The sequence below is a fragment of the Ruegeria sp. HKCCA5929 genome (assembly GCF_013034525.1).
In the GTDB taxonomy this organism is placed as follows: domain Bacteria; phylum Pseudomonadota; class Alphaproteobacteria; order Rhodobacterales; family Rhodobacteraceae; genus Ruegeria.
Window position 1 is genome coordinate 291,490 of record NZ_WQGE01000005.1, and the last position, 25,620, is coordinate 317,109.

The window sequence follows — 25,620 nt, forward strand, 5'->3', positions numbered from 1 at the left end:
CTTGAGTGGGCTTGAACGCAGCGCTAACTGATTGTTCATCATCGGTTCACCTCCGGCCATGTAGTCTTGTTGGAAAGAGTGTGAGAGACCTATGCAGGCCAAAGTGTTTATGTTGGTTGCGGCTTTTTTGACCGCCATGTCCGCAGGACAAGCGGATGCAGACGCACGCGAACTCAAACAGGCTGAGCTGCGCAAGGCAACGTTATCTGGAAGCGCAATCCGGCTGAAGCGTGTCATAAAAGGCGTGGAAAAAACATTCGGTGGAACCCCGGTCGACGCACGTGCTTTTAAAACGGACGAGATATATTACCGTATTCTGGTCAAAAAGCCGGGCGGGAAGATCGTGAGTGTCATTGTAAACGCGAGGACTGGCACTGTCGTCTCGAACCGCTCAAGCGTGGGGCGCGAGATTTCCAAGGCGGCGCGCTCAAATTCCACCAATGCCAATAGCAACACCAGTCAGAACGCCTCTGCCAACCGTGGCAACAGCGGAAACCGTGGCAACGCGGGTGGTAACGGCGGTGGTAATGGTGGCGGCAACGGCGGTGGTAACGGTGGCGGCAACAGCGGTGGTAACGGTGGTGGCAATGCCGGTGGTAATGGCGGCGGCAACGGCGGTGGTAATGGCGGCGGCAACAGCGGCGGTAATGGTGGCGGCAACGGCGGCGGCAACAGCGGCGGTAATGGTGGCGGCAACGGCGGCGGTAATGGTGGCGGCAAAAAATAGAGTGATGCTGAGCCCGAATTGGCTGTAACCTTCTGATATGCGAATCCTACTTGCTGAAGACGAACCCCAGCTATGCGAGCAAGTCAAAAAGCTTTTGGGTGCGGAAAGCCACGTCGTGGACGTGGCCAACAATGGTACGGATGCCCTGCATCTGGGGGCGACTGAGCCTTACGACATGATCATCCTAGACATCGGCCTGCCTGAGCGTGACGGTATATCGGTTTTACGTGAATGGCGCAGTGCTGGTGTCAAAACTCCGGTCTTGATCCTGACGGCCAGAGATGGCTGGAGCGAACGTGTCGACGGCCTGGATGCAGGTGCGGATGATTATATGACCAAGCCGTTTCACATGCCGGAATTGGCGGCACGGGTCCGCGCAATTTTGCGGCGACAAAGCGGCCAGTTGAACCCCGTGATAGAAATGGGGGATGTTTCACTGGATACACGAAACGGTCGGGTCAGTGTAGGAGGCATACCGGTCGATCTGACCGCGCAAGAAATCGCGGTTCTGACCTATCTGGCGCATAACATTGGCCGCATGGTGTCGCGCACAGAATTGTCCGAACACATCTACGAATATGATGGTGACAGGGATTCCAACACCATTGCCGTATTCGTTACGCGCCTTCGAAAGAAACTGGGTTCCGATCTGATCACCACGGTCAGAGGGCGCGGTTACATGATTGATACACCCTGATGCTATCGCTGCGCCAACGGGCCTTACTCGGAGGTATCGCCTCGGGTGCTTTGTCAGTAGGCGTCGGCACGCTGGTGGTATTTTCCTACATCAATACGCGCGTTCTTGATCAGTTCGACGGAGCGTTGCAGGACCGCCATACCCAGCTTGTCGTTGGTCTCAGCGTCGCGACGGATGACCCAGAAACCTTGCGCGAGTTGATCTTCGACCCGGCCTATAGCACGCCCTACTCGGGACGGTATTGGCAGGTAACGGACAGTAACGGGGCTATCTATACATCTGCCTCGCTTTTCGATGAAACGATCGCCGAACCACCGCGCGCAAGTGGCGAAACAATCATTTGGAACACCTCGGGTCCAGATGGTGAAGCCCTACGCAGCGCCTATCAAAAGATCACATTCGAAGACGGAACGGAGTGGGGTGTAACTGTCGCCGAAAGCAGAAGCGAGTTGATCAACGAACGCAGCGCCGCACAAAGAAACTTGTTACCGGTCTTCGGTTTGGTGGGTTTGATCGGAGTGGCCAGTTCTCTTTTGTTGATGTCCGCTATTGTCGGTCCCCTCAGAAAATTGCGCGCCGATGTAGCTCATCGTTGGGATCAGGGCGATGATCTGGTTCCTGAAGACTATCCGAGTGAGGTTTCCCCTCTTGTGGAGGATCTCAATCAATTGCTGCATCGAAATCGCGAAATTGTCTCCGGCTCAAGAAAGCAAGCTGCGGATTTGGCGCATGCCCTCAAAACACCGGCAACCATCCTACGAAACGAGCTGTCGGAGTTGTCAGATGCTGGCGTAGAAACAGAGCCTGCGGAAGAAGCCCTTGCCCGAATTGACGCGCAACTTGGCCGTTCACTCGCGCGTATGCGCGCAACAAACACCGGAGAGCTAACGCATTCGAGGACAGACTTGTCGAATTCGGTCGAACGACTGTCCCGACTGTTCTCGGTCATGGCAGAGCGCGACGGGAAGACGCTTGTTTCGGATTGCGAGGCTGGTCTTCACGTCCGCATGGACCCTCAGGATATTGAGGAAGTGATCGGAAACCTCCTCGACAACGCCCTCAAATGGAGCCGGACGACATTCCAAATCACCGCAAGGCGCACTGACAGCGGCATCGAAATATGCGTTGAAGATGACGGTCCCGGTATTCCGGAGGGTGCCCGAGACGAAGTCCTTCGTTCCGGCAGTCGCTTGGACACTTCTGTAAAGGGAACTGGTTTAGGCCTCTCTATTTGCGTGGATTTGTTGGCCGCCTACGGTGCGAAGTTACAACTCGGAACATCGAAACGTTTAGGTGGCTTGGTCTCCGAAGTGAAGATTAGACCCTAAGGAACTTGCGTCTGAGCTCGTTTCAAAGTCTGAGAAGGTAGTTCGCCAAACAATTTCCGGTATTCTTTGGCGAAATGTCCTCCGGAAATAAAACCGTGTGCAAGTGCTGAATCCTTCACAGATGCAGCGGGTTCCTCGACGCTGAGCAAGTGTTCACGGACCGAAGTCAAGCGCCGCTTCAGAATGAATTGCCACGGCGACTCCTTGAATATCTCAACGAAATTCTCATGAAGCTGGCTCCGCCCCACACCTGCCGCTTTACACATTTCCGAAATTGTTAGTTTCTCTATAGGGGTCGCACTGAATGCCTCTCTCGCAGATCTGACACAATGAAATGCTGCATTGTCCTGAATTGTCTTTCCGGTCGAAAACAGCTCCAATGATATAAGCCACGTCGCCAACTCGGCAAACAATGCGCACTCACCATATGGCGTCATTGCAAATTGCCGATGAGCTTGGTCCCAGGGCATTGCCGCCTCGAAAGCTCGACTGACCATAAATGTGAGTTCGTTTGCGAGATTTGTTCCAACGTTGAGTTTTTTGTGTGCGTTGGGCAGTTCAGCGATGCTTGCGCCGCTCAGAGACCAAATTTCATCCGTCAGTCTTTCGCGATTAAACGCGATAAAAAGCACCCTTCGGTCTTGGCCGATATTGCAGTAATCATGTTTTCCGTTGAGCAAATAGACATCGCCTGGATTTGAGCTCCAACCATTTACGCAGTAGTCACCGGTCCAAGACAGAGGCACCATAAGAGCCATCATGTCTTGATCACCGAGCACAGTCCAAGAAGATCGCGCCTTACTCGACGCGAGATTGACAAAACTGTCGTTGCCGTACAGCCAGCAATCCTTCAGAGAAAGATCACCACTCCCGAGCTGCACAAGTTCGAACTCCCGGGCAGGCGCTCTTGCAAAGTGTTGTGCGAAACTCTTCAGCGGTTTCAACTGCATCAGGTTCCTCCAAACGATATGCCGTGCAAAGTAGCAAAACCAAAGTAGATCTACAGTTTAATACCTCAGAACCGGATAATTCGAATACTGTTTTATCGCGAGATTTTGGACGACTCAATTAACCTGAATGGCAAGCGTGGTAGCCCCAAAAGCACCATGTGCGCATTGTCATTTCGAATTGAGGATTTGGAAAATGAAATACACATACGGCACAGGTTTTTCCGCAAAGCGCCCAAGCAGACGAGATGTCATAAGGGCCGGATCGCTTGCCGCGGGTGGCTTGATGTTGCCATACCGAATGGCTTTGGCTCAGTCAGACGCCGCCGACACCATTTTCACAGGGGGCAAAATCCTGACTATGGACGCGACCAAGCCAAACGCCGACGCTCTCGCAGTGCGCGGCGGAAAGATAGTCGCGGTTGGGGCTCAGGAAGAAGTTGATGCTCTAATCTCGAACAGCACGCGTGTTATTGATCTGGATGGTCGTACGCTCATGCCGGGCATGATCGACAGTCATGCACATACGTGGTCAGTGGTTAAAGACGACTACATTGTCATTAGTCCAACTGAAGTGAGTTCCTTTGATGAAGTGCTGCAAAAGCTGAACGAGGGAGCCGCTCAGTTGCAGGACGGCGAATGGTTGCTTGCCGCCGACTATGACGGCGTAGTCACTCCGGGTGGCCGGCAATTTACACTTCAGGACCTTGACGGCATCGCGCCCAATAATCCCTTCCTAATCTTGGAAGGCAGCGGACACGTTGCATACGTCAACTCAATTGCCTTGCAGCTGGTTGGTATTGACAAGAATACGCCAGATCCGGTGGCGTCGCGTTTTGTGAAGGATGAAAACGGAGAGTTAACCGGACGTCTCGAAGAAGCAGGCGCATTCGCGCCGGTGGTCAATCTGGCGCAGACAATCACCGATGAAGAAATGGAATTGCGGACCTTGCGAATGCTAAACACCGCGGCGCGGGTGGGTATCACTTGCATCGGCGATCCGAGTGTAGGGCAAAACAAGGGGTTAGAAGATGTCAGGCTGCTTGAACGTATCAGGGACCGCGCTCCAACCCGTCATCGGGCTTTTCTCGTATCTACTGAAATGGATCTGTGGGCCGAAAATGGCATTGGAATGGGATACGGAGACGATAAATTCCGTGTCGCCAAAATGAAGGCTTGGTCGGACGGTGCGACCCAAGCATACAGTTCTTATTTGCGGGAACCTTATCTTGGAACCGATAGTCAGGGGGCGCTCAACTACACTGAGGATCAACTTTACGAAGTGGTCAAACGCGCTCACGGTGACGGCTTCTCGCTTGCCGTTCATGGCAATGGCGATGCGGCTATCGATTTGGTTCTGAAAGTGTATGAGCGTGTGTTAAAAGAAAACCCGCGCCAAGATCACCGACACCGGATTGAGCATTGCAGCGTCGGCCACCCGGACCAGTATGTCAAAATGAAGGAGCTTGGCGTATCGCCGACATACCTGTCCGGGCACATCCGGTGGTGGGGCAAGGCCTTCCGCGACGACCTCTTGGGTCCCGAACGTGTCGAATATTACGATGCTGCCGGAACAGCGGTGGAAATGGGAATACCGTTCTCGATGCACAGCGACTATTCCGTTTCGCCTTTGGGGCCATTGCGCTGCGTTCAGGACATGGTGACACGCGTGATGGCAGATGGCGGGGAGGTCTTCGCTCCCGATCAGCGCATCCCAGTCGAAGAGGCGTTGAAAGGTGTGACCACTCACGCGGCGTGGCAACTTCACATGGACGATATCGCGGGAAGCCTAGAAACGGGAAAATATGCCGATCTGACAATACTGGAAGACGATCCTACGGCAGTTGACCCGATGCAAATCGAGAACATCGTCGTCAGCGAGACTTGGCTTGAGGGCGAAAGGCAGGACGTTTCCTAAATCCTTATGTTCGAACCAAGCTGACGGGCCTGCTTTGCTAGCCCGTCAGGTCGACCGTTTAACGCTAGGTCCAAGTAAAGGAAAACGCAATGAAGTTTTGCAAGCTCTCGAGTGCACTGCTGACGTTGTTCGCAGCATCGCTGAGTGCGTCGACCGCACTCGCTTGCGCGTTCCACAATTTTGAACCGCAGATCACTGTCGTAGATCAACTTCTAGCCAGTAAGGAAATCGCACTTGCCTATCCGGCTTTCGACGACGCGTTGCGATACGACCCCCTTGCATCGATTGGGTCGGATTTAGAGGACGTCGAAATCCCTCAGCGCGTTGACGCCGCGACTATAGAGAAGTTTTCCCAAAACCCTGACGGCTACGTTCTTTTTGCACGCGAGAGCTATGGGAAATGGACTCGCATGGCCAATGTCGATGGCGACATGGTAGAGGTTTTCGATGACATTCTCTCCCGCCTCGACCGATGGCGAGCGGGCGACGATGTGGACAGGATGGCCTATTTTGCAACAAAACTTGGTCATCCGGACATCCGGGTTCACCGTCTTGCGCTCCGTGAACTAGACCGGATCGATTACGCCCAACTGCGCCAACTTGAGCTCAATATTTCCGTCGAAGATATTATGTCGAGAATGGTGGTACTTTCCGACCCTTATCTGCAACCCATTCAAATTCTGATGCTGGGTCTGACAGGTGGTTCCGATTGGGGCGCGCTTCTAAAAAGTGGTCTCGACGAGCAATCTGATGAAGCAGGCGCAGCATTTGGTGCCTATGCCACTGCTTACATCGAGGTGGTCGGAGCGGAAGCCGCCCGCCATGTCGCACGAAACTTCGTTTCTAAATCCTCGCTTTCTACCAATGCCCGAACACTCGCCGCTCAAGCGTTGGCACTCCAGGGCTCTGTAGCGGATGCTGCTTTGAGTGAGACGATCCGACAAGAAGTTGCGGCTGCACTGAAAGCGGACCCAACGCTGGCGCCGATCATCGCACACCAATTCGGGCAGTATGAAGACTGGACTCATAAAGTCGCGCTCTGGGCCGCGATCCGGACCAACCCAGAACTTACGCTTGCAAACCGAATTTCAGTCCATCAGTACCTTATGCAAGCCGATCAGGCAGCCTCAGCGATCAGTGATGCGTCTGCGGGCAGAACCACAGCGGTGGGTGGCTTTACATCCTTAGAGCCGATCAGAAACTGATCTGAGGCGCGATACGAAGTGACTTCTTCTCACTTCGAAGCAAACTCCGGTTCGTGTTTTGCCCCAATTGACCAACTTAAACGTCCGCTTTTGGTAAATCGTGTTGCGCCGCCGCCAGCAATCCGATGACGCCGTCGAGTATACAAGGCAAATTTTGCTGCGCCAGCATCAGGCCGCTCCGTCCCGCATATCGGAGTTTGCAAAGGCCGACGATGAATGTCCGCTTAGGGCTGACTGCAGCCATTGCCGCCAATAAGACGAATGCCCGTTCTGTCCCGCGGTGCAGACGCTAAACTTTGATCGTTCAAATGACCGCAATGCGGCTTCGTCAACGACGATCTGGCGCTCAATGGTGGAAACTGTAGAGTTCAGCTGGGGCTGGTGGAGTCAGTTTTTGACGCAAAGATCAAAGTCGTCTTACATCCCAAAGTATCAATAGAAACATCATCCGCACAGTTGGCGGGTATGATGGCGGGTAGATGGTAAAAACCGCCATTTTTTCCAATGAATTCAAAGGAAAGTGGCGGACCGAGGAGGATTCGAACCCCCGACCCCTTGATTCGTAGTCAAGTACTCTATCCAGCTGAGCTATCGGTCCGCGTTGGTGAAGCGGTGTTTAGACCCGGTGCGTGGGACGTGCAAGTCGATTCTTCAAAAATTTTTCAAAAAGTCATGTCGCCACGTGGAAGGCTTATTTCGAACACTGTTCCTTCGGGTCCGGTGTGTTTCAAACTCAGTTCTCCACCATGTCCGCGCACAAGTTCCTGCGAAATTGCCAGTCCCAAACCCGAACCGCCCTTTCGAACTCCGCCCTGGAATGGTGTAAACAGGTTTTCGCGCGCTTTTGGTGGAAGACCCGGGCCTGTATCGCTGATTTCAATGCACCAGGTGTCTCCATATTCGCAGCCAGCAATTGTTACTCGCCCGGGTTTGGCAGATGCGACCAGTGCCTGACGCGCGTTGCGCACGAGGTTCATGATGACCCGGAACAATTGTTCGGGGTCTGCGCGGACAATCAGGTCATCTGGCACTTCGTTTACGATTTCAACGCAGGCATCAGCGACGGCAAGCTGCTCACTGGCTGCAACGTCAGCAGCTAGCGCCCGTACAGGAACCATCGTCAAGGTGGGCGCGGGTTCTTCCGCGCGCCCAAAGGCCAGCGTGCTTTCGCACAGCGACACAGCGCGGGTTATGGAGTTCACCAGTTTCGGAGCCATCCGACGAACCAAGGGATCGTCGCTGGATTCGATCCTGTCGGTGAACAGCTGTGCCGACGTTAAGATATTGCGCAGATCGTGACTGACTTTGGCAACTGCCCCACCCAGTTGCGCCAGTCTTTCACGCTGTCGCAACGCCTGTGTCAGATCCGTCTGCAGCATTTTCAGCGCCTCTTCTGCCTCGCGCAGTTCCGTCACTTTCGAGTTTGGCGAGATAATGCCCCGCGCGTCTTCGGGCGCGCTGGCGTAGCGCTGCATATATCCCACTACGCTTTTGATTGGCCGTACAAGCACCACCCGCACAGCCAGGAAAAGCAACGAAGCAGTGATTATCGAAATGACAAAGGAAAGGCCGAGGATACGCAGGCCGTAATCCACCATCGCCATGCGCAATGGGGCGCTGTCCGTGGTGACCTCGATCAAAAGCCCTGCGCCTTTGACGGGTTCGCCAATAACTCGAATGATCTCGTTTTCGGGCTTGAAAATCCGGCTCATGGCGTCACGGATCAAAACCCAAGGACCGGCATCGCGCAGATCGTATGTCTGGGTGATCGATTCCGGAATCGGCGAAGACAACATAAGCTGCCGAACTTCGTCACGACGCAACACGACGTTATAGACACCGGCATTCGCCAGCAGTTCCGCCTCGAGATCCTCGGCCAGCATATCGTCTGCCAACAACGCCAATGAGGCAATCTGGGCGCGCTCCAGACGGTTCAGCAGGAAATCCTCGCGGAACCGAGCGATAGACGGGACAAAAATCAGGATTTCGGCCAACATGACGAAGACCGTCGTCAGGATCAGAAATCGGCCCGACAGCGAATTCAAAATGCGCCCCTCCTACGGTCAGGGAATCCAGCGCTGGACGAACCTGACCACTCGTTTAACTGTCTGATTCTCAAACAGCCTTGGCGTGAAATAAGCACCCGCCACGCGTTTGTTAAGCTCTCCGATCGTCGGATAAGGCGAAACCATAGCGGCGATCTGCCCCATCTTCAGGTTATTGGCCAAAGCCAGCGACCACAAGTTGATCAACTCGCCTGCTTGATGGCCCACAATTGTGGCCCCGACAGGTCGGCCTTTAACAACCATGACTTTGATGAAGCCTTTTGTTTTACGCTCGGATATCGCCCGGTCGTTGTGGTGATAGTCAAACCGTGCAACTTCCAACCTGTTACCATGTTGGTCGCGGGCCTGTGCTTCGGTCATACCAACCTGCGCCAGTTCCGGATCGGTATAGGTCGCCCAGGGGATATGCGCGGTTTTGGCTTTGGACGGCAGGCCAAACAACGCTGAGCGAATAATGATACCCGCGTGGTACCCGGCCACGTGGGTAAACTGCAGCCCACCCCCAACATCACCGATCGCATAGACCTTGCGGTTTGTCGTCCTCAGGGCCTCATCAGTTTTGATGCCGGTCCGGGTGCGCTCAATTCCTGCCACTTCCAGATTCAGGCGTTCAACATTGGCCTTACGTCCGGCCGCAATCAAAAGATGGGTGCCCCGGTGAATCTCACCGTTCTCGGTCACGACCTCTACTGTGCCTTCGCCGCCACGGATCTGCGCCACCATGGCGTCTTCGTGGATGTCGACGCCCTCGTTGCGCAACGTCTCCAACACCAGCGAAGCGGCTTCGGGGTCGTCTTTGCCCAACGCCTTCTGACCTTCTATGACAGTGACTTTGCTTCCTAGCCGTCGATGGGCCTGCGCCATTTCCACACCAATCGGGCCGCCGCCGATGATCAGCAGGTGATCCGGTCGCTCGCGCAGGTCGAAAATGGTTTCATTCGTATAATAAGGAACCGTGTCCAACCCCGGGATTGGCGGCACCAAGGGCGAAGATCCGGTCGCAATCACGATTCGGCGCGCAGAGATCAGGTAATCCCCCGCCTGCACTTGGTTGGAAGAGATAAAGGTGCCGTATTCGCGGATCACCTTGACGCCAAATCCTTCGAACCGCTCTTGGCTGTCCATCGGTTCGATCTGGGCGATGACGTTATGCACATGATCCTTGGCCGCCGCATAATCGATCTGAGGAGCCGCATCCGCGACCCCGAATGCTGCGGAATGCGCCTGACCGTAAGCAACCTTCCCGCTTGCAATCAGCGCTTTGGACGGGACGCAGCCGAAATTCAGACAATCGCCCCCCATCTTATGCCCTTCTAACAGAACGACATCCGCACCCATCTGGCTGGCCCCAGCTGCAACTGACAGCCCGCCGGACCCGGCCCCAATGACCAGGAGGTCTGTTTTCAATTCGGTCATGGCTCAGCTGTCCTTATTTGCACGCAAGGCTTTGATAACGATGGGCAAAGCGGCCAGAACGCACAAGCCGATAATTGGCCCGATTACGAACGGCTCCCACAATAACGACACATCCGGGGTTTCACCGCGGTCGAACACACCGCCAAGCCCCACACCAATCCACGTGTAGACTATCCCGCCCGGAATAATGCCCAGCGCCGTGGTGATCAGGAAGTTGCGAAACTTTACGCCAACCAAAGCAGGCACCAGATTGGCCACAAAGAACGGAACAACCGGAACCAGCCGCAACAGGAACAGGACCGAGATCTCGTTCTCGCGTAGACCGTCTTTCAGTTTCTTGACCGTCCCTTCCGAAGATTCCAACCGGGCGGTTAGCGACTCACCCAACCCCCAGCGTGCAGCCAAAAAAATTGCCGAGGCTCCAATAGTCGCTGCCACAACGTTGAAAACCGTGCCCGCAAACAGACCAAACAGGAACCCACCCGTCATCGACGCCACCGCCGCCCCCGGCAACGAGAACGCCACTATGACGATGTAAATGGCGACAAAGGCAGCCACCATGACCCAATAGTGACCGTCCCGCCAAGCCAACAAAGCCTCGCGATTGTCCCGCAGGGTTTCAAAGCTCAGATAGTCGCCAAGCGTGAAAAATCCCGCGACGGCAACACCAAGGATGACCAGCAATGGAATATGGCGCGCAAACCCGCTGCGTGGCGCCTGGCTTGTTTCGGACATAAGGTTTTCCGGTTCTTTCTGCTTCATCTTGTGCTCAAGATGCGCTGCCGGGCGGTCCAGCAACAGGGGGATCACGGGGCCTTGATCTTTGTGGCCCCGAATGTGAGAGATTCCTTCGATATTTGGGTGTTTTGAAATCTTTTCGCCTTTGCGGTTACAGAATTGTTGCAAAAGGCGCGAAAACCCGGTTGTTGGGGTTTGACTTACCCCCCGCTTAGCAGTAGAGGACGGGCTTCGAACACTAGGGCCAGGCGAATCCGCGCCGCACCCGACCGCTATAGATTGGAGACGGAGCGATGAAACGCACCTATCAGCCTTCGAACCTGGTTCGCAAACGCCGCCACGGTTTCCGCGCGCGCATGGCCACCAAGGCCGGCCGCAAGATCCTGAACGCACGCCGCGCACGCGGCCGCAAATCGCTGAGCGCGTAAACCGCTCACCGATCAGGTTATGAACATGACGCCGCCGGAGGCCCCTGTGGATGGTAAACACCAGCCCGGGAACATGCCCCCGGCGGCGTCCGTTTGTGCGCCGGTCTCTTTGACTGTTCTCAAAAATCGATCAGACTTCCTGAAAGCAGCACGAGCGCTGCGGCAAGGCACATCTTCCATGATGGTGCAGGCCCGTAAGCGTGCGCCCGACGAAACCTGCGGCATTCGTGTTGGTTTCACCTGCTCGAAGAAAGTGGGCAACGCAGTCGCGCGCAACCGTGCAAAGCGCCGCCTGCGCGAAGCCGCTCGGGCCATTTTGCCCGAGGCGGGCCGCGATGGCTGGGATTACGTTCTGATCGGCCGCGCCGAAGTCACGGCCAACCGCCCATACGACGCACTGTTAGGCGACTTGCGCTATGCATTGCGCAAGGTACACGCTTCGGGCAAATGACCCTTCTGTCCCATATCGTCGCCCTGCCCGTTCGGGCGTACCGGCTGATCTTCAGCCCCTGGGTTGGGTTTAACTGCCGTTACCAGCCAACATGTTCAGCCTATGCCCTTGAAGCGCTAGAGAAACACGGTGCGATCAAAGGGACATGGCTGGCCGCTCGCCGGATCGGGCGCTGTCATCCGTGGGGTGGCGACGGCTATGATCCGGTCCCCGACTCCGATACCTCGACTGACAAGGACTAGACCCGGCGTTCAGTGACCATCTTGCCCGGTTGCGCCATCTGCTGTAGGGGCAGCGCATGTTTGATGATGCAGACGATATCCACCCGCTGTTTGCTGGCGCGCCCTCGACCACCGAGTTCAAGAAGCTGCGCAAACGCATCGTGCGCCAAACCCGTGAAGCGATCGAGCAATACGGGATGGTGGACCCGTCCGCACATGACAAAGACGGCAAACCCCCGCGCTGGTTGATCTGCCTGTCAGGCGGCAAGGACAGTTACACGCTGCTGGCCGTTCTTTATGAACTCAAATGGCGCGGCTTGCTGCCCGTCGATCTGCTAGCTTGCAATCTGGATCAGGGCCAACCCGGCTTTCCCGCGACAGTCCTGCCAGAGTTTTTGGATCGCATGGGTGTGCCACACCGGATCGAGTATCAAGACACTTATTCCGTTGTGATGGACAAGGTCCCGCAAGGCCGAACCTATTGCGCGCTGTGTTCACGCCTGCGCCGCGGCAACTTGTATCGCATCGCGCGGGAAGAAGGGTGTTCTGCCGTCGTACTGGGCCATCATCGCGACGACATTCTTGAGACGTTCTTCATGAACCTCTTCCATGGCGGCCGATTGGCCACCATGCCGCCAAAGCTGGTGAATGAAGAGGGCGATCTGTTCGTCTTCCGCCCGCTAGCCCATGTCGCGGAATCCGATTGCGAGAAATTCGCCAACGCAATGCAATACCCGATCATTCCCTGCGACCTGTGCGGCAGTCAGGACGGGCTGCAGCGCCAACAGGTGAAACAGATTCTTGATCAATGGGAAAAGAACAGTCCCGGTCGGCGTCAGGTCATGTTCCGCGCGTTAACAAATGCGCGTCCTTCGCATCTTTTGGACGCAAAACTGTTTGATTTCCTTAACCTTTCAATAAATTCTGACGAAAAAAATACTATCTCGGAGGGAATTCCGCAGCTGCGTTAACGACTGACTCAGACTGGTTTCTTAGGCTCGGTGGCGTGTCATTCTTGCCCAAGGCCCAAAGCACGATGCGGAACCACTCTACCTTCGACCGTTTCATTCAATCATTGAAACCCATTCTGAACGGCCCAGCTGCACTTGCGTTTGTTCCGGCGCTCAGTCTGGGCGCATTCTGGCTTGGGGGCGAGCGCGCCTTGGTTTCGATGGCATTGGGCCTGCCTCTGGCCGTCGCCGGGATCGGGGCGTTTTCGAACACCCGGTCCAGTCCTCGACGCAGGTCTGCGACTGGACTTTTGTCAAACGATCACTTTGCATCCGCGCTGACTGAGGTGTTTGCCGAAACCCGTCGCACGGGTGAAGACTCAGCGTGTTTTGCCGTGGTTCTGGATGATTACACCGCGTTGCTCGATCTTCACGGGCAGGCCGCCGCGAACCATGTCGCACAGCAATTTTATGCACGTGTCATGTCCATGATCCGCACCAGCGACTGTGCAACGCAAATTGGCGAAAACAAGATGATGGTGGTCCTGCGCCCTGAGCGACAACTGGACCTTGAGACCTGCATCCAGATGTCAGGCCGAATGCAATCGGCCATTGAAGAACCTATCATGCTAAATGGTACAGGCGTTTATATGTCATGTTCCATCGGGTTCTGCCTGAGCAGTAGCTTCCCTGAAGGATCGGCCATTGACTGGCGTGACGCTGCAAACAATGCCTTGCTTGAGGCACAGCAAAACGGGCCATCCACGATACGCGCCTTTTCGTCTGCGACCCGGCGGCGCGCTCTGGTGCGTACCAATCTGCGCAAAGAATTCGAAACCGCCTTGGACAACGGCGAAATTCGCCCATGGTTTCAGCCTCAGATTTCGACCGACACCGGGCGCGTTACCGGTTTCGAGGCGCTGGCCCGGTGGGAGCACCCCCAAAAGGGGATTCTGGGGCCTAACGTCTTTCTGCCGTTTGCCGAACACGCCGATCTGATGGGTCGGTTGGGACAGACCGTGCGGCATTATGCTTTTTCAGCTATGCGCAACTGGGATCAGTCCAGTTTTCATTTACCGCATATCGGGGTCAATTTCTCTTCCGACGAATTGCGAGACCCGGGCCTGATCGACCGCTTGAAATGGGAGCTGGATCAATTCGATCTGACGCCCGACAGGCTGGCTGTCGAAGTGCTTGAAACCGTTTTCTCTCGTCGACCAGACGATGTCATCACCCGCAACGTCACCGGATTGGCCGCAATGGGGTACTGCATTGATTTGGATGATTTTGGAACCGGCCATGCATCGATCGCGTCCATCAAGCGGTTCCACGTGTCGCGCATTAAGATCGACCGTTCCTTTGTCACTAAAGCCGATCAAGACCCCAGCCAACAGCAGCTTGCCAGCGCCATTCTGACCATGGCTGAACGCTTGAATCTGGAAACGTTAGCCGAAGGCGTCGAAACTCCGGGCGAGCATGCACTCATGGCGCAATTGGGTTGCGATCACGTTCAGGGCTTTGGCATTGGCAAGCCCATGCCTTTCGAAAAAACCAAGGACTGGATCACGTCATATCGCAGCAAATTGGATGGTGTGCCCAAAATTGGACGGGAAACAGGTTAAAGAACACTGAATTGAGGCAAAGAAGACCAGTACGTGACGAAATGACGGGCGATTCCGCTTGACCTTTGGGCCCGCACTCTGTTGAACCCTGCGGGTGTCTTTCACTGCTCAAGGTGGCTGTCCCCGATGGACGATCAGAACAAGAATCTCATCCTCGCAACTGCGCTCAGCTTTCTCGTGATCCTGGTCTGGTTTGTGCTGTTCCCTCCGCCGGAACCAACACCCGCACCGGAACAGGCTGAAATTACCAGCGCCGAAGGCAATGAGGTTCAGGCTCCAAGCGCTGCTGATACGGGCACTGTAGGAGAAGCAACTGCGGCCGCGACAGAAGCAGAGCCCGAGGCCCAGGCGCCACGGATCAACATCGACACGCCGCGCCTGACCGGCAGCCTTTCACTGGCTGGTGGGCGCATCGATGAACTGTCGCTGAAGGACTACAAGGTCTCTCTGGCAGACGATTCTCCAATTGTCGAACTGCTGTCGCCGGTGGGGACCGAGTCAGCTCATTATGCTCTGTACGGCTGGGCCCCCGGTGCTGGCCTAAGTGGCGCGGACGTTCCCGGCCCCAACACCATCTGGTCCGTTGAGCAGGGCGAGACCCTTGGCGTTGACAGCCCTGTGACGCTTGTTTGGGACAATGGTAACGGTCTGACCTTCCGCCGCACCATTTCGGTGGATGAGAACTATATGTTCAGCGTTACGCAGTCGGTCGAAAATGCCACCGAGGCCGAGGTTGGAATGGCCCCTTATGGCATCCTGGCGCGCCACGGTATCGGCGAAGATGGTGATCTGCCTGGTCTGAAAAACTTCTTCATTCTGCATGAGGGTGTTATCGGCATGGCTGACGGCACCCTTACAGAAGTGGACTATGGCGACGTTCGTGATTTCGACATCGATCCGAACGAGCGCGCGCAGGCCGAGGTTTATCAGGTCAAGGAAAACGGCTGGATCGGATTTACCGATCACTACTGGATGACCACTCTGATCCCTGACCCGGGATCCGCATTCAAAGCGGCGGCCAAATATGACTCGCGCCGCAAGATCTATCAGACAGAAACGGTTCTGCCGACGCTGACCGTAGCGCCGGGTGCGACCGAGCAGGTCTCAACACGCCTATTTGCCGGTGCAAAAGAATGGGAAGCCATTCAGGAATACCAGTCTGAAGGTGTTCAGAAATTCATCGACAGTATTGATTGGGGCTGGTTCTTCTTCCTGACCAAACCAATCTTTTGGCTGCTGCATAACATCAACGTGCTGATTGGCAACATGGGTTGGTCGATCATCGGCCTGACGCTGATCATCAAGGCGATCCTGTTCCCGCTGGCGTTCAAGTCCTACGTCTCGATGGCGAAGATGAAGGAATTGCAGCCGCAGATGGAGGCCCTGAAAGAAGCCGCCGGCGACGACCGTCAGAAGATGCAGCAAGGCATGATGGAACTGTACAAGAAGGAAAAGGTGAACCCGGCTGCGGGCTGTTTGCCGATCCTGTTGCAGATCCCGATCTTCTTCTCGCTGTATAAGGTGATCTTTGTCACGATCGAACTGCGTCAGGCCCCCTGGTTCGGCCCGTTCCAGGATCTGAGCGCGCCGGATCCGACCTCAATCTTCAACTTCTTTGGCTGGCTGCCCTGGGCCGCACCCGCGCCCGAAAGCTTCATGGCGCTGATCTTCATCGGTATTCTGCCGCTGTTGCTGGGTATCTCGATGTGGCTGCAGCAAAAGCTGAACCCGGCACCAACTGACGCTACACAAGCGATGATCTTTGCCTGGATGCCTTGGGTCTTCATGTTCATGCTGGGCGGTTTCGCCAGCGGTCTGGTTGTCTACTGGATTGCGAACAACACGATCACGTTCACGCAGCAATATCTGATCATGCGCAGTCAGGGCTATACCCCGGACGTGTTCGGGAACATAAAGTCCGGCTTCAAGAAAACGCCGAAGACGGACAACAAATGAGCGGCACAGTCTCAGACCTCTGGCGTCACCCGATCAAAAGCCATGGTCGAGAAGCGCTGAGCCAAGTCACAGTCATCCCCGGGCAGACCATGCCCGGGGATCGCGTTTGGGCGGTGGCTCATGAGGCTGCCAAGACAGATGGTTCGGACTGGGCCCCGTGTTCGAATTTCAGCCGCGTCGCAAAAGCACCCGAGCTGGCGGCGATCTCGGCCGAGTTGCTTGAAGAGCAAGTGACACTCCGCCACCCCAACCGACCTGATCTGCAATTTGCGCCGGATACCGAACAAGAGGTTTTTCTGGATTGGGTGAAGCCGTTGATGCCAGCGGACCGCGCAGCATCCGCCCGAATTGTCCGGGTTCCAGGACGTGGCATGACGGATAGCGATTTCCCATCCATCAGCCTGTGCAATATGGCATCCCACCGCGCGGTCGAGCAAAAGCGAGGACAATCGCTGTCCACCATCCGCTGGCGCGGGAACATCTGGTTTGACGGTCTGCCCTTGTGGGAAGAGTTTGACTGGCTGGGGCGCGACGTCCGCATTGGGCAGGCCGTGTTCCGTATCCGCGAACGCATCACCCGCTGCATGGCCACCACCGCGAACCCAGAGACTGGCGCACGTGACGCAGACACTCTGGGTGCGCTGAGCAATTGGGGCCATCAGGATTTCGGTGTTTACGCCGAAGTCATTCAGGGTGGTGAAGTCCGCCTGAATGATGAGGTGCGCGTGCTATGACATCGCTTCCGTTTCCACTGGCTGAAGAGCCAGATGACCTTTCCAAAGAACACGGGCGCAAGCTGTTTGCAGGCCCTTCTGAATTTGTCAAAGGCGTGGTCGCCATGAACGGCCTGCCCGCCCCTGATCGGCTTGAGGTTTGTTTTGCAGGCCGGTCGAATGTCGGCAAATCCAGCCTGATCAACGCGCTGACCGGAACCAAGGGTTTGGCGCGCGCCTCAAACACGCCCGGTCGCACGCAAGAGATCAACTTTTTCACCCAAGGCCCCGAGCTTTATCTGGTGGACCTACCCGGCTATGGCTACGCCAACGCCCCGCTGAAAGTGGTGGAGAAGTGGCAGAAGTTGCTGAAACAGTATCTCAGTGGTCGCCAGACCTTGCGTCGCGCCTTTGTGCTGATCGATGCGCGCCACGGCGTGAAACCGGTTGATGCCGAGATCATGAAACTGCTGGACACCAGTGCCGTGACATTTCAATGCGTTCTGACCAAGTCGGACAAGGTCAAGGCCAAGGAACGCGAAAAGGTGCTGGACCAAACACGCGCCGCCCTGTCCAAGCACCCCGCAGCTTTCCCGGAAATTGTGCTGACCTCTTCCGAGAAAGGCGACGGTATCGCAACCCTGCGGTCCATCATTGCGCATCTGGAATAGCTTCACACTTGGCAGGGCCGGACAAAGGCCCTAACACAGGTCTCCAAAGGGACTTTAGCCATGAAGACAAGAGATATGAACCGGGACTGGATCGCCACCGCAGCCACACTCAACAGCGCTCTGCCCTATCTGCAGCGCTATGACGGGGCTATTGTCGTCATCAAGCTGGGCGGTCACGCGATGGGCAGCGATGAGGCAATGGAAAGCTTCGCCCGTGACGTGGTTCTGATGCGTCAGGTTGGGGTTAATCCAGTGATCGTTCATGGTGGCGGTCCAATGATCAACGCGATGCTGGACAAGCTGGATATCCAGTCCGAATTCGTGAACGGCAAGCGTGTGACGGACACCGCAACCGTCGAAGTGGTCGAGATGGTATTGTCTGGTCTTGTGAACAAGCGCATTGTCCAGGCGATCAACGATCAAGGGGGTTCTGCCGTGGGGCTGTCTGGCAAGGATGCAAACCTGATGGTCTGCGACCAGACGGACGCATCTCTGGGATATGTGGGCACCCCCTCTGACATGAATCCGAAGATTCTGCATGACTTGTTCTCACATGACGTAATCCCGGTGATTGCCCCGTTGGGTGCCGGCCGTGATGGTGAAACCTTCAACGTCAATGGCGATACCGCGGCGGGTGCAATTGCTTCGGCCCTGAAAGCCGACCGTCTGCTGCTGCTGACCGATGTCTCAGGCGTCAAGAATGCCGCCGGGGATGTTGTGACCGAACTGAAGGCCGGGCAAATTCGCGAAATGACCCGCGAGGGCACGATTGCAGGCGGCATGATCCCCAAAACTGAAACTGCTCTGGATGCCTTGCACAGCGGCGTCCGGGCCGTGGTGATCTTGGACGGGCGCGCGCCGAATGCTGTATTGCTTGAGCTGTTCACGGAACACGGGGCCGGGTCGCTGATACGGCCGGACTGACCCGTTTTAGGAAGGGAAAAACATGTCCAATCTTGCGCAGCCTTCCTCTGACCAAAATGCAGTATCTTATGACCACATCGTTGAAGCGGCTCATCGTGAGGGGCTGATTGTTATGGGGGCTCTGCATCCCCGTAAGACAGACGCCAAACAGCTTGATACAGGCACGTTGGTCCTTTTGGGGGCCGGAGGGGACTTTTGGCGAGCCTTGAAGGCATCCCCCGAGTGGGGTGCCCCTGACCCGGTTGACCGTTGGTCGACCAGAGTGATTGGTGGGATAGCCCAGAAACTTGGTGCCGAAGTCTATTTCCCTTTTGGCGGGCCGCCTTATGCCCCTTTCATCGACTGGGCCCTGAAATCGGGGCGGACCTTCAGCAGCCCGGTGGGTGCATTGGTGCACGATACCGTTGGCATGATGATCTCGTATCGCGGTGCACTGCATTTTACCGACGAATTCGACATCCCGAACACAACCGGGCAATCCCCTTGCACCACTTGTGACGCGCCCTGCACGCGAGCCTGCCCCGTCGGAGCCCTGAACGCGCAAGAGTTCTATGACGTTTCTGCCTGTCACAGCCATTTGGATACGTCCCAAGGGCAGACCTGCATGACTGGTGGGTGTCTTGCCCGGCTTGCCTGCCCTCTTAGCGCGGGCGCGGGGCGTACATCAGAACAGTCAGCCCATCACATGAGGTCGTTCCACCCGTCATGACCCGCACATTGATCCTGACACGCCACGCCAAATCCAGTTGGGACAACCCGGTGCTGGACGACCATGCGCGTCCACTGAACAAGCGCGGGCGCAAGTCAGCCCCCGCAATTGCCAAATGGCTGCGCGTTCATGGATGGGTACCGGATGAAGTACTGAGTTCGACCTCGGCCCGAACTCGTGAAACCTGGGACAGGATGGGCATGACAGCTGAGCATGTCCGCTTTCAGGATGCGCTTTATCTGGCGAGTCCCGACCAGATGTTTCGCCAGCTGTTTGATGCGAAGGGTCAGACAGTTCTGATGCTGGGGCACAATCCGGGGATTGCCCTGTTTGCACAGTGGCTGGTTCAGGATGCTCCGAAACATCCGCGGTTTCTGGATTATCCAACCTGCGCGACAACCGTCATGGAATTTGACGTTGACAGTTGGGCCAAACTTCAAAGGCACAGCGGAACGGTTCTTGGCTTCGTCATTCCGCGCGAATTGCCGGAATAGAAAAAGGCGGGGCAACACCCCGCCTTCCTTTTGGTTTCAGGTCGCTTAGTGACCCAGAATCTGGCTGAGGAACAGCTTGGTCCGTTCGCTCTGTGGGTTGTTGAAGAACTCTTCCGGTTCGTTCTGTTCCACAATCTGACCAGCATCCATAAAGATCACGCGGTTGGCAACCTGACGGGCAAATCCCATCTCGTGGGTCACACACAGCATGGTCATGCCTTCTTCGGCCAGTTCGATCATGGTGTCGAGCACCTCTTTGATCATCTCGGGGTCCAGCGCCGATGTCGGTTCGTCGAACAACATGATCCGCGGCATCATGCACAGCGAACGGGCAATCGCCACACGCTGCTGCTGACCACCTGACAGCTGACCGGGGTACTTCAACGCCTGATCGGGGATCTTCACCTTCTCAAGGAAGTGCATCGCGCGCTCTTCTGCCTCTTTCTTGGGCGTCTTGCGCACCCAGATCGGGGCCAGCGTGCAGTTTTCCAGAATGGTCAGGTGCGGGAACAGGTTGAAGTGCTGAAACACCATGCCAACCTCAGACCGGATCTTGTCGATGTTTTTCAGGTCATTCGACAGCTCGATCCCGTCCACGACGATCTTGCCCTGCTGGTGTTCTTCCAGCGCGTTCAGGCAGCGGATCAGCGTGGATTTACCCGAACCCGACGGGCCCGCGATAACAATCCGCTCGCCCTGATTGACGGTCAGATTGATGTCGCGCAGCACGTGGAACGAGCCGTACCACTTATTCATGCCGTTGATTTCGATGGCGACCTCGTCGCTCACCTGCATTTTGGAGCGGTCGATTTCGCGGTCAATTGCAAGTTCAGACATGTGTTGAACTCCTTAACGATGATCTGTGGCAAGGCGACGCTCGAGCCACTGAGAATATTGAGAGATGCCGTAACAGACGACGAAGAACAGAAGCGCGGCAAAGCCCAGAAGCTCCCAATAAACGCCGTTCCATTCGGTCGACGCCAGGATGGGACCCCGGATCATGCCCACCAGATCGAACATCGAGATGACCGATACCAGTGTGGTGTCCTTGAACAGGCCCACGGCCACGTTCACGATCCCGGGGATCGAGATCTTCAGAGCCTGCGGTAGGATGATCAGCCGCATCGCCTGCGGGTAATCCAGACCCAGACTGTCTGCTGCTTCGTATTGTCCACGCGGAAGCGCTGCCAGACCGCCGCGGATCACCTCGGCGATATAGGCGGCTGAGAACATGGTGATCATGATCACAACGCGCAGGAACAGGTCGACTGTGCTGTCAGGCGGGAAGAAATACGCCAGCATCACCGAAGCCACAAACAGCAGCGTGATCAAAGGCACGCCACGGATGAATTCGATGAAGATAACGCAGACCCATTTGATCAGCGGCATGTTCGACTGACGACCCAAGGCCAGCGCGATGCCCAGCGGCACCGACAGAGACACACAGGTCACACCCAACATCATGTTCAGCATGAAGCCACCCAGATCACGGCTGGGGACCGCTATGAGCCATGCATTCTCGGATGCGTCTTCGGGGATCAATGCTCCGCCGACGTTCCAAATGACCAGCGCAGTCACGATGGCGCCAAAGAACCCGGCAGCGAAGCTGTTGTTGCCCAGCTTCTGGAACACAGCACCCGCAGCGATGAAACCAACCAGCGCCACCAGAGGAACCAGGATCGTGCCCCCCCAGATCAGCCAGAAGGCCACAAACGGATAGACAGCCGTAAACAACAGCATCTTGCGTGGCAGGTCAAAGAACAACACCGGAGCAAGGGCGACCAGCATCAGCACAAAAGCCAGGTTCGGTCTCCAATAAGCTTCGGCAGGGTATTTGAAGCCATAGATCAGCTGAGGCCAGCGTTCCGTCAGAACCGCGAAACAGGCACCGGTCTTGCCGTCCAGGATTTCACGACATTCCGCCAAAGAGTTGGCATTCCACACCCCGTTCAAAATCCACGGCAACGTGTTTTTCAACAGAATGTAGATCAGCACCAGCGACAGCACCGTCAGGATGGTGTTTGTCACGCCCGAGAAGAGGTTCTCGCGCAGCCATTTGACCACTCCGACTTCATTTGCCGGTGGCGGTGAAGGCGGGATAGTGCCTTCGGCCACAAAGGCGATCGGGTTTGTTGTTTGATCACTCATGGCTCAGCGCTCCTTCAACTTAACGGAGGCGTTGTAGATGTTCATCCCCATCGAAATCAGCAACGAAGCTGTGAGGTAGAACAACATTAGCAACAGAACGCACTCGATCGCGCGACCGGTCTGGTTCAGTGTAATGCCGCCGAGGGTCGCGGTGATATCCGCATAGCCAACGGCAATTGCCAACGACGAGTTTTTGGTGATGTTCAGATATTGCGAAATCAGCGGCGGAATGATGACCCGCAGCGCCTGCGGCAGAACAACAAGGTTCATAATCCGCCCTGGACGCAGGCCCAACGCGGCCGCAGCCTCAGTTTGGCCTTTACTGATCGCCTGAATACCCGCGCGCACGTTCTCTGCGATAAATGCACCAGTGTAGATAGACAGGGCAAACCACAGCGCAATCAGCGGACCGCCAACCTTGATGCCACCACTGAAGTTGAAGCCTTTCAGAGCGGGAATATCCCAAGTCAGCCCCATAATCAGCATCAACGCAGCAAACGGCACCAGCCATACTGCCAACTTGACCAAAAACGTCTTCGGGCGCTCGCCGGTTTCTTCCTGTTTCAGCGTTGCACGTTTTTCAATCTCGCGCGATGCAAACCACGAGCCGATCAGGACGACAATCACCAGCAACCAGTTCAAAATGGTTGCGCCAAACAGCCCGTTTGTGAATTCGGGACGAGGAATGTAAACACCCCGGTTGGTAAAGGCGAAGGCGTCGAACAGCATGCTGGATGTGGCGTCATCGCCCCGGAACGCACGTGGCGCTGGCAGCACTGCGGTCATGACGGTGAAGATTATGATGATCCAGATCAGAACCGGAATGTTCCGGAAGATCTCGACATAGACCGCCATCAGCTTCGAAACCAACCAGTTGTTCGAAAGCCGCAGAACACCCGCGATCACGCCGAACACCGTGGCGGTAATACACGCCAAAAATGCCACCAGAAGCGTGTTGAGAATACCAACAACAGCCGCTCGCCCGTGACTGGACTGGCTGTCATATTCGATCAGACGCTGGTTGATGTCATACCCGGAGGGGTCGCCCAAAAACGAGTAAGAAATGTTGAGCCCTGCGGCCCGAAGGTTCTGGATCAGGTTGTTTCCGAGATACCAGATGGAAAGCGCAATAACGATCGCCGCGATCACCTGAAACGTCAGGGAGCGATAGCGGGTGTCGTTAATGAGCATGGACAACCGAAAGTCAGCTTTCGGCGGATCAGTCATAGTCGACATATTTTGAAATCCCCGTAGCGTGCGGTTTTTTTGTCTTGGCGGGTTTGTCCCCGCTCTGCATGTTCCCGCAGCTCTTTGATGTGAAGAGGGCGCAGGGGTTACCCTGCGCCCTTCTCCGTAGGTTTTAGCGGAACGGAGGCGAGTACAGCAGGCCGCCTTCGGTCCACTGTGCGTTCAGACCGCGTGCCAGACCAATCGGTGTTTCTTCACCGATGTTTTTGGCGAATACTTCACCATAGTTGCCACCCGCTTTGATGGCTTTGGCCGCCCAGTCAGCGTCCAGACCCAGCATCTCACCCAGAGTACCTTCGGTACCCAACAGACGGTTGATTTCCGGGTTGTCGGTGCCACCGCTCAGCTCATCGATATTCGCCGAGGTCACACCCAGTTCTTCCGCCGAAATCAGAGCATTCAGAGTCCAGCGGACAACGTCACCCCACTCGTGGTCGCCATGACGAACCAGCGGGCCCAGAGGCTCTTTCGAGATGATTTCGGGCAGCAGAACGTGCTCGTCCGGTGCTTCAAACGTGGCGCGTGTCGCAGCCAGACCCGATGCGTCAGTGGTGTAAACGTCACATGAGCCAGCGAGATATTGCTGCTGAGCTTCGGCGTTGGTTTCGATTGGAACCGGCTCGTAGCTGATGTTGTTCGAGCGGAAGAAGTCCGCCAGGTTCAGCTCGGTGGTGGTACCGGTCTGGATGCAGACGGTTGCGCCATCCAGTTCCTTGGCAGAGCTTACGCCCAGCGCCTTGGGAACCATGAAGCCCTGACCGTCATAGTAGTTTACGCCGGTGAATTCGAACTTCAGGTCGACGTCGCGGCTGAAGGTCCAAGTTGTGTTACGGGCCAGCATGTCGATTTCGCCAGAAGCCAGAGCGGTAAAGCGTGTCTTACCGGTGGTGGGAACAAACTCAACAGCGTTTGCATCGCCCAGAACAGCAGCAGCAACAGCACGGCACAGCGATACGTCAAAGCCTTGCCATTCACCATTTGCGTCGGGTGCAGCAAAGCCAACCAGACCGGTGGTCACACCACAGTTCAGCTTGCCGCGCGCTTTAACGTCGTCAACGGTCCCTGCCGCGGCTGCGCCAGCTGCAAGACCGGCAATCGTTGCCGCGCCCAAGATTACGGATTTTTTCATTTTTACCTCTTCCTGATTTTCCACCTCTTACGAGGCGGCTCTGCCCGGCAAGTGGATGCCGGAAAGGTTACCCCAAAGGTGTCTCCCCTTTAGTGGGACTGAGTTTGGGCGTATTCATAAACAAACGTCAAGGGGCCGATCATCGAAATCGATGGTTCATGCACCAAGGTCTTTTAACATTTGCCCAAATATCAGGAAATAAGGCTCAAACCGACATATCAAAGAAGCGTTTTGCGTGCAAAAACGCGATCCTTTTGGTTTCGGCAACCGCATGGGCCTCGTCATCATGACCCCATTGTTCGATCTGCCACGTTTCGTCCAGTCGCGAAATGCGCCATATCTCGTCCGGTTCGCGCCAATCCATGGCTGCGGCAAAGCCGAGAATCAATGACCCTGACAAGCTGACCAGGTCGTGGAAAGCCGCCAGTTGAAACGAATCCAACGCGTGAACGCGCGCGCGCAGTGTCTCAAGAGCTGGGTCAGCTTGCGGTTTGTGCAGCACCCCATCGACCGGCACCAGACGCGCCGACAAGGTTGCCGCGGCCCAGTCAAGGGCGGGGTCCCATTCGGCGCTTTGGCGGTTTTGCAGCTCTTGCGGGTGCGTCGCCCGGTAACACAGCAGATCTGAATCACCATAATCCGCAAGCATGTCCGCCACCTCGGCGTGTTGAATGCGCACTTTGTCGATTGCAGCATTGGCAGAACGGGTGAATGGCATTGAGGCTGGATCAACCTCTTTGTCCTGTGCGTCCCATTCAGCAGCAACGGCGTCGGCCATGGTGCGGGTCGGCAGGACCAAACCTTCCTTGGCTGGTGTTTTGACGCGCCGACCGTCCAATTCAACCGTAAACCCGCCATCAGTTTCAACAACGGTACTTTCTTTCCAAAAGCGTTTTGGTTTCCAGTCGCTCATT

25 protein-coding genes and 1 tRNA gene are annotated in these 25,620 nt (G+C 56.0%); 16 read left to right on the forward strand and 10 right to left on the reverse strand.

The genetic code is table 11. The features are described 5' to 3' along the window. Positions 1–91: 91 nt before the first annotated feature. The 3 genes from GOV90_RS21075 to GOV90_RS14310 are packed head-to-tail and all read left to right on the forward strand — an operon-like array spanning position 92 to position 2,752. A complete protein-coding gene (locus GOV90_RS21075) occupies positions 92–727 on the forward strand; it encodes a PepSY domain-containing protein (protein WP_216602316.1) in 636 nt (211 codons plus the stop codon). A gap of 37 nt (positions 728–764) precedes the next feature. Then, entirely contained in the window at positions 765–1,424 is a 660-nt protein-coding gene (locus tag GOV90_RS14305; RefSeq protein WP_171091933.1) for a response regulator transcription factor, read from the forward strand. 50 nt (positions 1,425–1,474) lie between these two features. Further along, positions 1,475–2,752 (forward strand): HAMP domain-containing sensor histidine kinase, encoded by a 1,278-nt coding sequence (locus tag GOV90_RS14310; protein WP_171172864.1) that lies wholly within the window; start codon positions 1,475–1,477, stop codon positions 2,750–2,752. Here GOV90_RS14310 and GOV90_RS14315 read toward each other — a convergent pair. Then, on the reverse strand, positions 2,749–3,702 hold the full coding sequence (locus GOV90_RS14315; RefSeq protein ID WP_170416191.1) for a helix-turn-helix domain-containing protein: 954 nt from the start codon (positions 3,700–3,702) through the stop codon (positions 2,749–2,751). The two genes, GOV90_RS14310 and GOV90_RS14315, sit on opposite strands and share 4 nt — an antisense overlap. A gap of 298 nt (positions 3,703–4,000) precedes the next feature. Here GOV90_RS14315 and GOV90_RS14320 point away from each other — a divergent pair, with 298 nt between their 5' ends. Together GOV90_RS14320 and GOV90_RS14325 are read left to right on the forward strand one after the other, a co-directional pair. Beyond that, positions 4,001–5,617 carry an amidohydrolase gene (locus GOV90_RS14320; protein WP_171091937.1) on the forward strand — a complete coding sequence of 539 codons (1,617 nt, stop codon included), beginning with the start codon at positions 4,001–4,003 and terminating at the stop codon, positions 5,615–5,617. Positions 5,618–5,706: 89 nt separating this feature from the next. Next, on the forward strand, positions 5,707–6,822 hold the full coding sequence (locus GOV90_RS14325) for a hypothetical protein (RefSeq protein WP_171091939.1): 1,116 nt from the start codon (positions 5,707–5,709) through the stop codon (positions 6,820–6,822). Between the two features lie 521 nt (positions 6,823–7,343). Here the strand turns inward: GOV90_RS14325 and GOV90_RS14330 are convergent. From GOV90_RS14330 to GOV90_RS14345, 4 genes are all read right to left on the reverse strand, one after another. Next, positions 7,344–7,420: transfer RNA gene (locus GOV90_RS14330), tRNA-Arg, on the reverse strand. A 64-nt stretch (positions 7,421–7,484) separates the two neighbouring features. Further along, a complete protein-coding gene (locus GOV90_RS14335; protein WP_171092031.1) occupies positions 7,485–8,870 on the reverse strand; it encodes a HAMP domain-containing sensor histidine kinase in 1,386 nt (461 codons plus the stop codon). Positions 8,871–8,885: 15 nt separating this feature from the next. Beyond that, on the reverse strand, positions 8,886–10,304 hold the full coding sequence (locus tag GOV90_RS14340) for an NAD(P)/FAD-dependent oxidoreductase (RefSeq protein WP_171091941.1): 1,419 nt from the start codon (positions 10,302–10,304) through the stop codon (positions 8,886–8,888). Between the two features lie 3 nt (positions 10,305–10,307). Next, positions 10,308–11,039: a TVP38/TMEM64 family protein gene (locus GOV90_RS14345; RefSeq protein ID WP_171092033.1), complete on the reverse strand. Its 732-nt coding sequence runs from the start codon at positions 11,037–11,039 to the stop codon at positions 10,308–10,310. A gap of 296 nt (positions 11,040–11,335) precedes the next feature. Between GOV90_RS14345 and rpmH the strand changes: the two genes are divergently transcribed. The 11 genes from rpmH to GOV90_RS14400 all read left to right on the forward strand — a co-directional run bounded on the left by rpmH (position 11,336) and on the right by GOV90_RS14400 (position 20,181). Then, a complete protein-coding gene (rpmH, locus tag GOV90_RS14350; protein ID WP_005980833.1) occupies positions 11,336–11,470 on the forward strand; it encodes a 50S ribosomal protein L34 in 135 nt (44 codons plus the stop codon). Positions 11,471–11,495: 25 nt separating this feature from the next. Then, the gene (gene rnpA / locus GOV90_RS14355; RefSeq protein ID WP_171091943.1) at positions 11,496–11,921 is read left to right on the forward strand and encodes a ribonuclease P protein component; all 426 of its coding nucleotides are present in this window, start codon (positions 11,496–11,498) and stop codon (positions 11,919–11,921) included. Continuing rightward, positions 11,918–12,163, forward strand: a complete 246-nt coding sequence (gene yidD / locus GOV90_RS14360; protein ID WP_171091944.1) for a membrane protein insertion efficiency factor YidD — start codon at positions 11,918–11,920, stop codon at positions 12,161–12,163. The genes rnpA and yidD overlap by 4 nt, the downstream gene beginning before the upstream one ends. Positions 12,164–12,219: 56 nt before the next feature. Further along, positions 12,220–13,113, forward strand: a complete 894-nt coding sequence (gene ttcA / locus GOV90_RS14365; protein WP_171091947.1) for a tRNA 2-thiocytidine(32) synthetase TtcA — start codon at positions 12,220–12,222, stop codon at positions 13,111–13,113. Between the two features lie 65 nt (positions 13,114–13,178). Further along, positions 13,179–14,714, forward strand: coding sequence for a bifunctional diguanylate cyclase/phosphodiesterase (locus tag GOV90_RS14370; RefSeq protein ID WP_171091949.1), 1,536 nt, complete (start codon positions 13,179–13,181; stop codon positions 14,712–14,714). 126 nt (positions 14,715–14,840) lie between these two features. Continuing rightward, complete coding sequence (gene yidC, locus GOV90_RS14375) at positions 14,841–16,670, forward strand: membrane protein insertase YidC (RefSeq protein WP_171106015.1); 1,830 nt, start codon at positions 14,841–14,843, stop codon at positions 16,668–16,670. Continuing rightward, the gene (locus tag GOV90_RS14380) at positions 16,667–17,404 is read left to right on the forward strand and encodes an MOSC domain-containing protein (protein WP_171091954.1); all 738 of its coding nucleotides are present in this window, start codon (positions 16,667–16,669) and stop codon (positions 17,402–17,404) included. The genes yidC and GOV90_RS14380 overlap by 4 nt, the downstream gene beginning before the upstream one ends. Continuing rightward, positions 17,401–18,054, forward strand: a complete 654-nt coding sequence (gene yihA / locus GOV90_RS14385) for a ribosome biogenesis GTP-binding protein YihA/YsxC (RefSeq protein WP_171091955.1) — start codon at positions 17,401–17,403, stop codon at positions 18,052–18,054. The genes GOV90_RS14380 and yihA overlap by 4 nt, the downstream gene beginning before the upstream one ends. A gap of 60 nt (positions 18,055–18,114) precedes the next feature. Further along, positions 18,115–18,978, forward strand: a complete 864-nt coding sequence (gene argB / locus GOV90_RS14390; protein WP_171091957.1) for an acetylglutamate kinase — start codon at positions 18,115–18,117, stop codon at positions 18,976–18,978. A gap of 22 nt (positions 18,979–19,000) precedes the next feature. Further along, positions 19,001–19,687: a ferredoxin gene (locus tag GOV90_RS14395; protein ID WP_171091959.1), complete on the forward strand. Its 687-nt coding sequence runs from the start codon at positions 19,001–19,003 to the stop codon at positions 19,685–19,687. After that, positions 19,684–20,181: a histidine phosphatase family protein gene (locus GOV90_RS14400; RefSeq protein WP_171091961.1), complete on the forward strand. Its 498-nt coding sequence runs from the start codon at positions 19,684–19,686 to the stop codon at positions 20,179–20,181. The genes GOV90_RS14395 and GOV90_RS14400 overlap by 4 nt, the downstream gene beginning before the upstream one ends. A 45-nt stretch (positions 20,182–20,226) precedes the next feature. Here GOV90_RS14400 and GOV90_RS14405 read toward each other — a convergent pair whose 3' ends face one another. The 5 genes from GOV90_RS14405 to GOV90_RS14425 form a co-directional block, all read right to left on the reverse strand. Beyond that, positions 20,227–21,018 carry an amino acid ABC transporter ATP-binding protein gene (locus GOV90_RS14405; RefSeq protein WP_171091963.1) on the reverse strand — a complete coding sequence of 264 codons (792 nt, stop codon included), beginning with the start codon at positions 21,016–21,018 and terminating at the stop codon, positions 20,227–20,229. A 12-nt stretch (positions 21,019–21,030) separates the two neighbouring features. Beyond that, positions 21,031–22,329 (reverse strand): amino acid ABC transporter permease, encoded by a 1,299-nt coding sequence (locus tag GOV90_RS14410; protein WP_171091965.1) that lies wholly within the window; start codon positions 22,327–22,329, stop codon positions 21,031–21,033. A 3-nt stretch (positions 22,330–22,332) separates the two neighbouring features. Next, the gene (locus tag GOV90_RS14415) at positions 22,333–23,565 is read right to left on the reverse strand and encodes an amino acid ABC transporter permease (RefSeq protein WP_171091967.1); all 1,233 of its coding nucleotides are present in this window, start codon (positions 23,563–23,565) and stop codon (positions 22,333–22,335) included. A gap of 124 nt (positions 23,566–23,689) precedes the next feature. Next, complete coding sequence (locus GOV90_RS14420) at positions 23,690–24,706, reverse strand: amino acid ABC transporter substrate-binding protein (RefSeq protein ID WP_171091969.1); 1,017 nt, start codon at positions 24,704–24,706, stop codon at positions 23,690–23,692. 205 nt (positions 24,707–24,911) lie between these two features. After that, on the reverse strand, positions 24,912–25,619 hold the full coding sequence (locus GOV90_RS14425) for an ATP12 family chaperone protein (protein ID WP_171091971.1): 708 nt from the start codon (positions 25,617–25,619) through the stop codon (positions 24,912–24,914). Position 25,620: the final 1 nt, after the last annotated feature.

Coding starts and splice junctions, on each gene's coding strand:
- GOV90_RS21075 (WP_216602316.1), top strand. CDS start 92: ATGCAGGCCAAAGTGTTTATGTTGGTTGCGGCTTTTTTGACCGCCATG.
- GOV90_RS14305 (WP_171091933.1), top strand. CDS start 765: ATGCGAATCCTACTTGCTGAAGACGAACCCCAGCTATGCGAGCAAGTC.
- GOV90_RS14315 (WP_170416191.1), bottom strand. CDS start 3,702: ATGCAGTTGAAACCGCTGAAGAGTTTCGCACAACACTTTGCAAGAGCG.
- GOV90_RS14320 (WP_171091937.1), top strand. CDS start 4,001: ATGGCTTTGGCTCAGTCAGACGCCGCCGACACCATTTTCACAGGGGGC.
- GOV90_RS14325 (WP_171091939.1), top strand. CDS start 5,707: ATGAAGTTTTGCAAGCTCTCGAGTGCACTGCTGACGTTGTTCGCAGCA.
- GOV90_RS14340 (WP_171091941.1), bottom strand. CDS start 10,304: ATGACCGAATTGAAAACAGACCTCCTGGTCATTGGGGCCGGGTCCGGC.
- GOV90_RS14345 (WP_171092033.1), bottom strand. CDS start 11,039: ATGTCCGAAACAAGCCAGGCGCCACGCAGCGGGTTTGCGCGCCATATT.
- rpmH (WP_005980833.1), top strand. CDS start 11,336: ATGAAACGCACCTATCAGCCTTCGAACCTGGTTCGCAAACGCCGCCAC.
- rnpA (WP_171091943.1), top strand. CDS start 11,496: ATGACGCCGCCGGAGGCCCCTGTGGATGGTAAACACCAGCCCGGGAAC.
- yidD (WP_171091944.1), top strand. CDS start 11,918: ATGACCCTTCTGTCCCATATCGTCGCCCTGCCCGTTCGGGCGTACCGG.
- ttcA (WP_171091947.1), top strand. CDS start 12,220: ATGTTTGATGATGCAGACGATATCCACCCGCTGTTTGCTGGCGCGCCC.
- GOV90_RS14370 (WP_171091949.1), top strand. CDS start 13,179: ATGCGGAACCACTCTACCTTCGACCGTTTCATTCAATCATTGAAACCC.
- yidC (WP_171106015.1), top strand. CDS start 14,841: ATGGACGATCAGAACAAGAATCTCATCCTCGCAACTGCGCTCAGCTTT.
- GOV90_RS14380 (WP_171091954.1), top strand. CDS start 16,667: ATGAGCGGCACAGTCTCAGACCTCTGGCGTCACCCGATCAAAAGCCAT.
- yihA (WP_171091955.1), top strand. CDS start 17,401: ATGACATCGCTTCCGTTTCCACTGGCTGAAGAGCCAGATGACCTTTCC.
- argB (WP_171091957.1), top strand. CDS start 18,115: ATGAAGACAAGAGATATGAACCGGGACTGGATCGCCACCGCAGCCACA.
- GOV90_RS14395 (WP_171091959.1), top strand. CDS start 19,001: ATGTCCAATCTTGCGCAGCCTTCCTCTGACCAAAATGCAGTATCTTAT.
- GOV90_RS14400 (WP_171091961.1), top strand. CDS start 19,684: ATGACCCGCACATTGATCCTGACACGCCACGCCAAATCCAGTTGGGAC.
- GOV90_RS14405 (WP_171091963.1), bottom strand. CDS start 21,018: ATGTCTGAACTTGCAATTGACCGCGAAATCGACCGCTCCAAAATGCAG.
- GOV90_RS14410 (WP_171091965.1), bottom strand. CDS start 22,329: ATGAGTGATCAAACAACAAACCCGATCGCCTTTGTGGCCGAAGGCACT.
- GOV90_RS14415 (WP_171091967.1), bottom strand. CDS start 23,565: ATGTCGACTATGACTGATCCGCCGAAAGCTGACTTTCGGTTGTCCATG.
- GOV90_RS14420 (WP_171091969.1), bottom strand. CDS start 24,706: ATGAAAAAATCCGTAATCTTGGGCGCGGCAACGATTGCCGGTCTTGCA.
- GOV90_RS14425 (WP_171091971.1), bottom strand. CDS start 25,619: ATGAGCGACTGGAAACCAAAACGCTTTTGGAAAGAAAGTACCGTTGTT.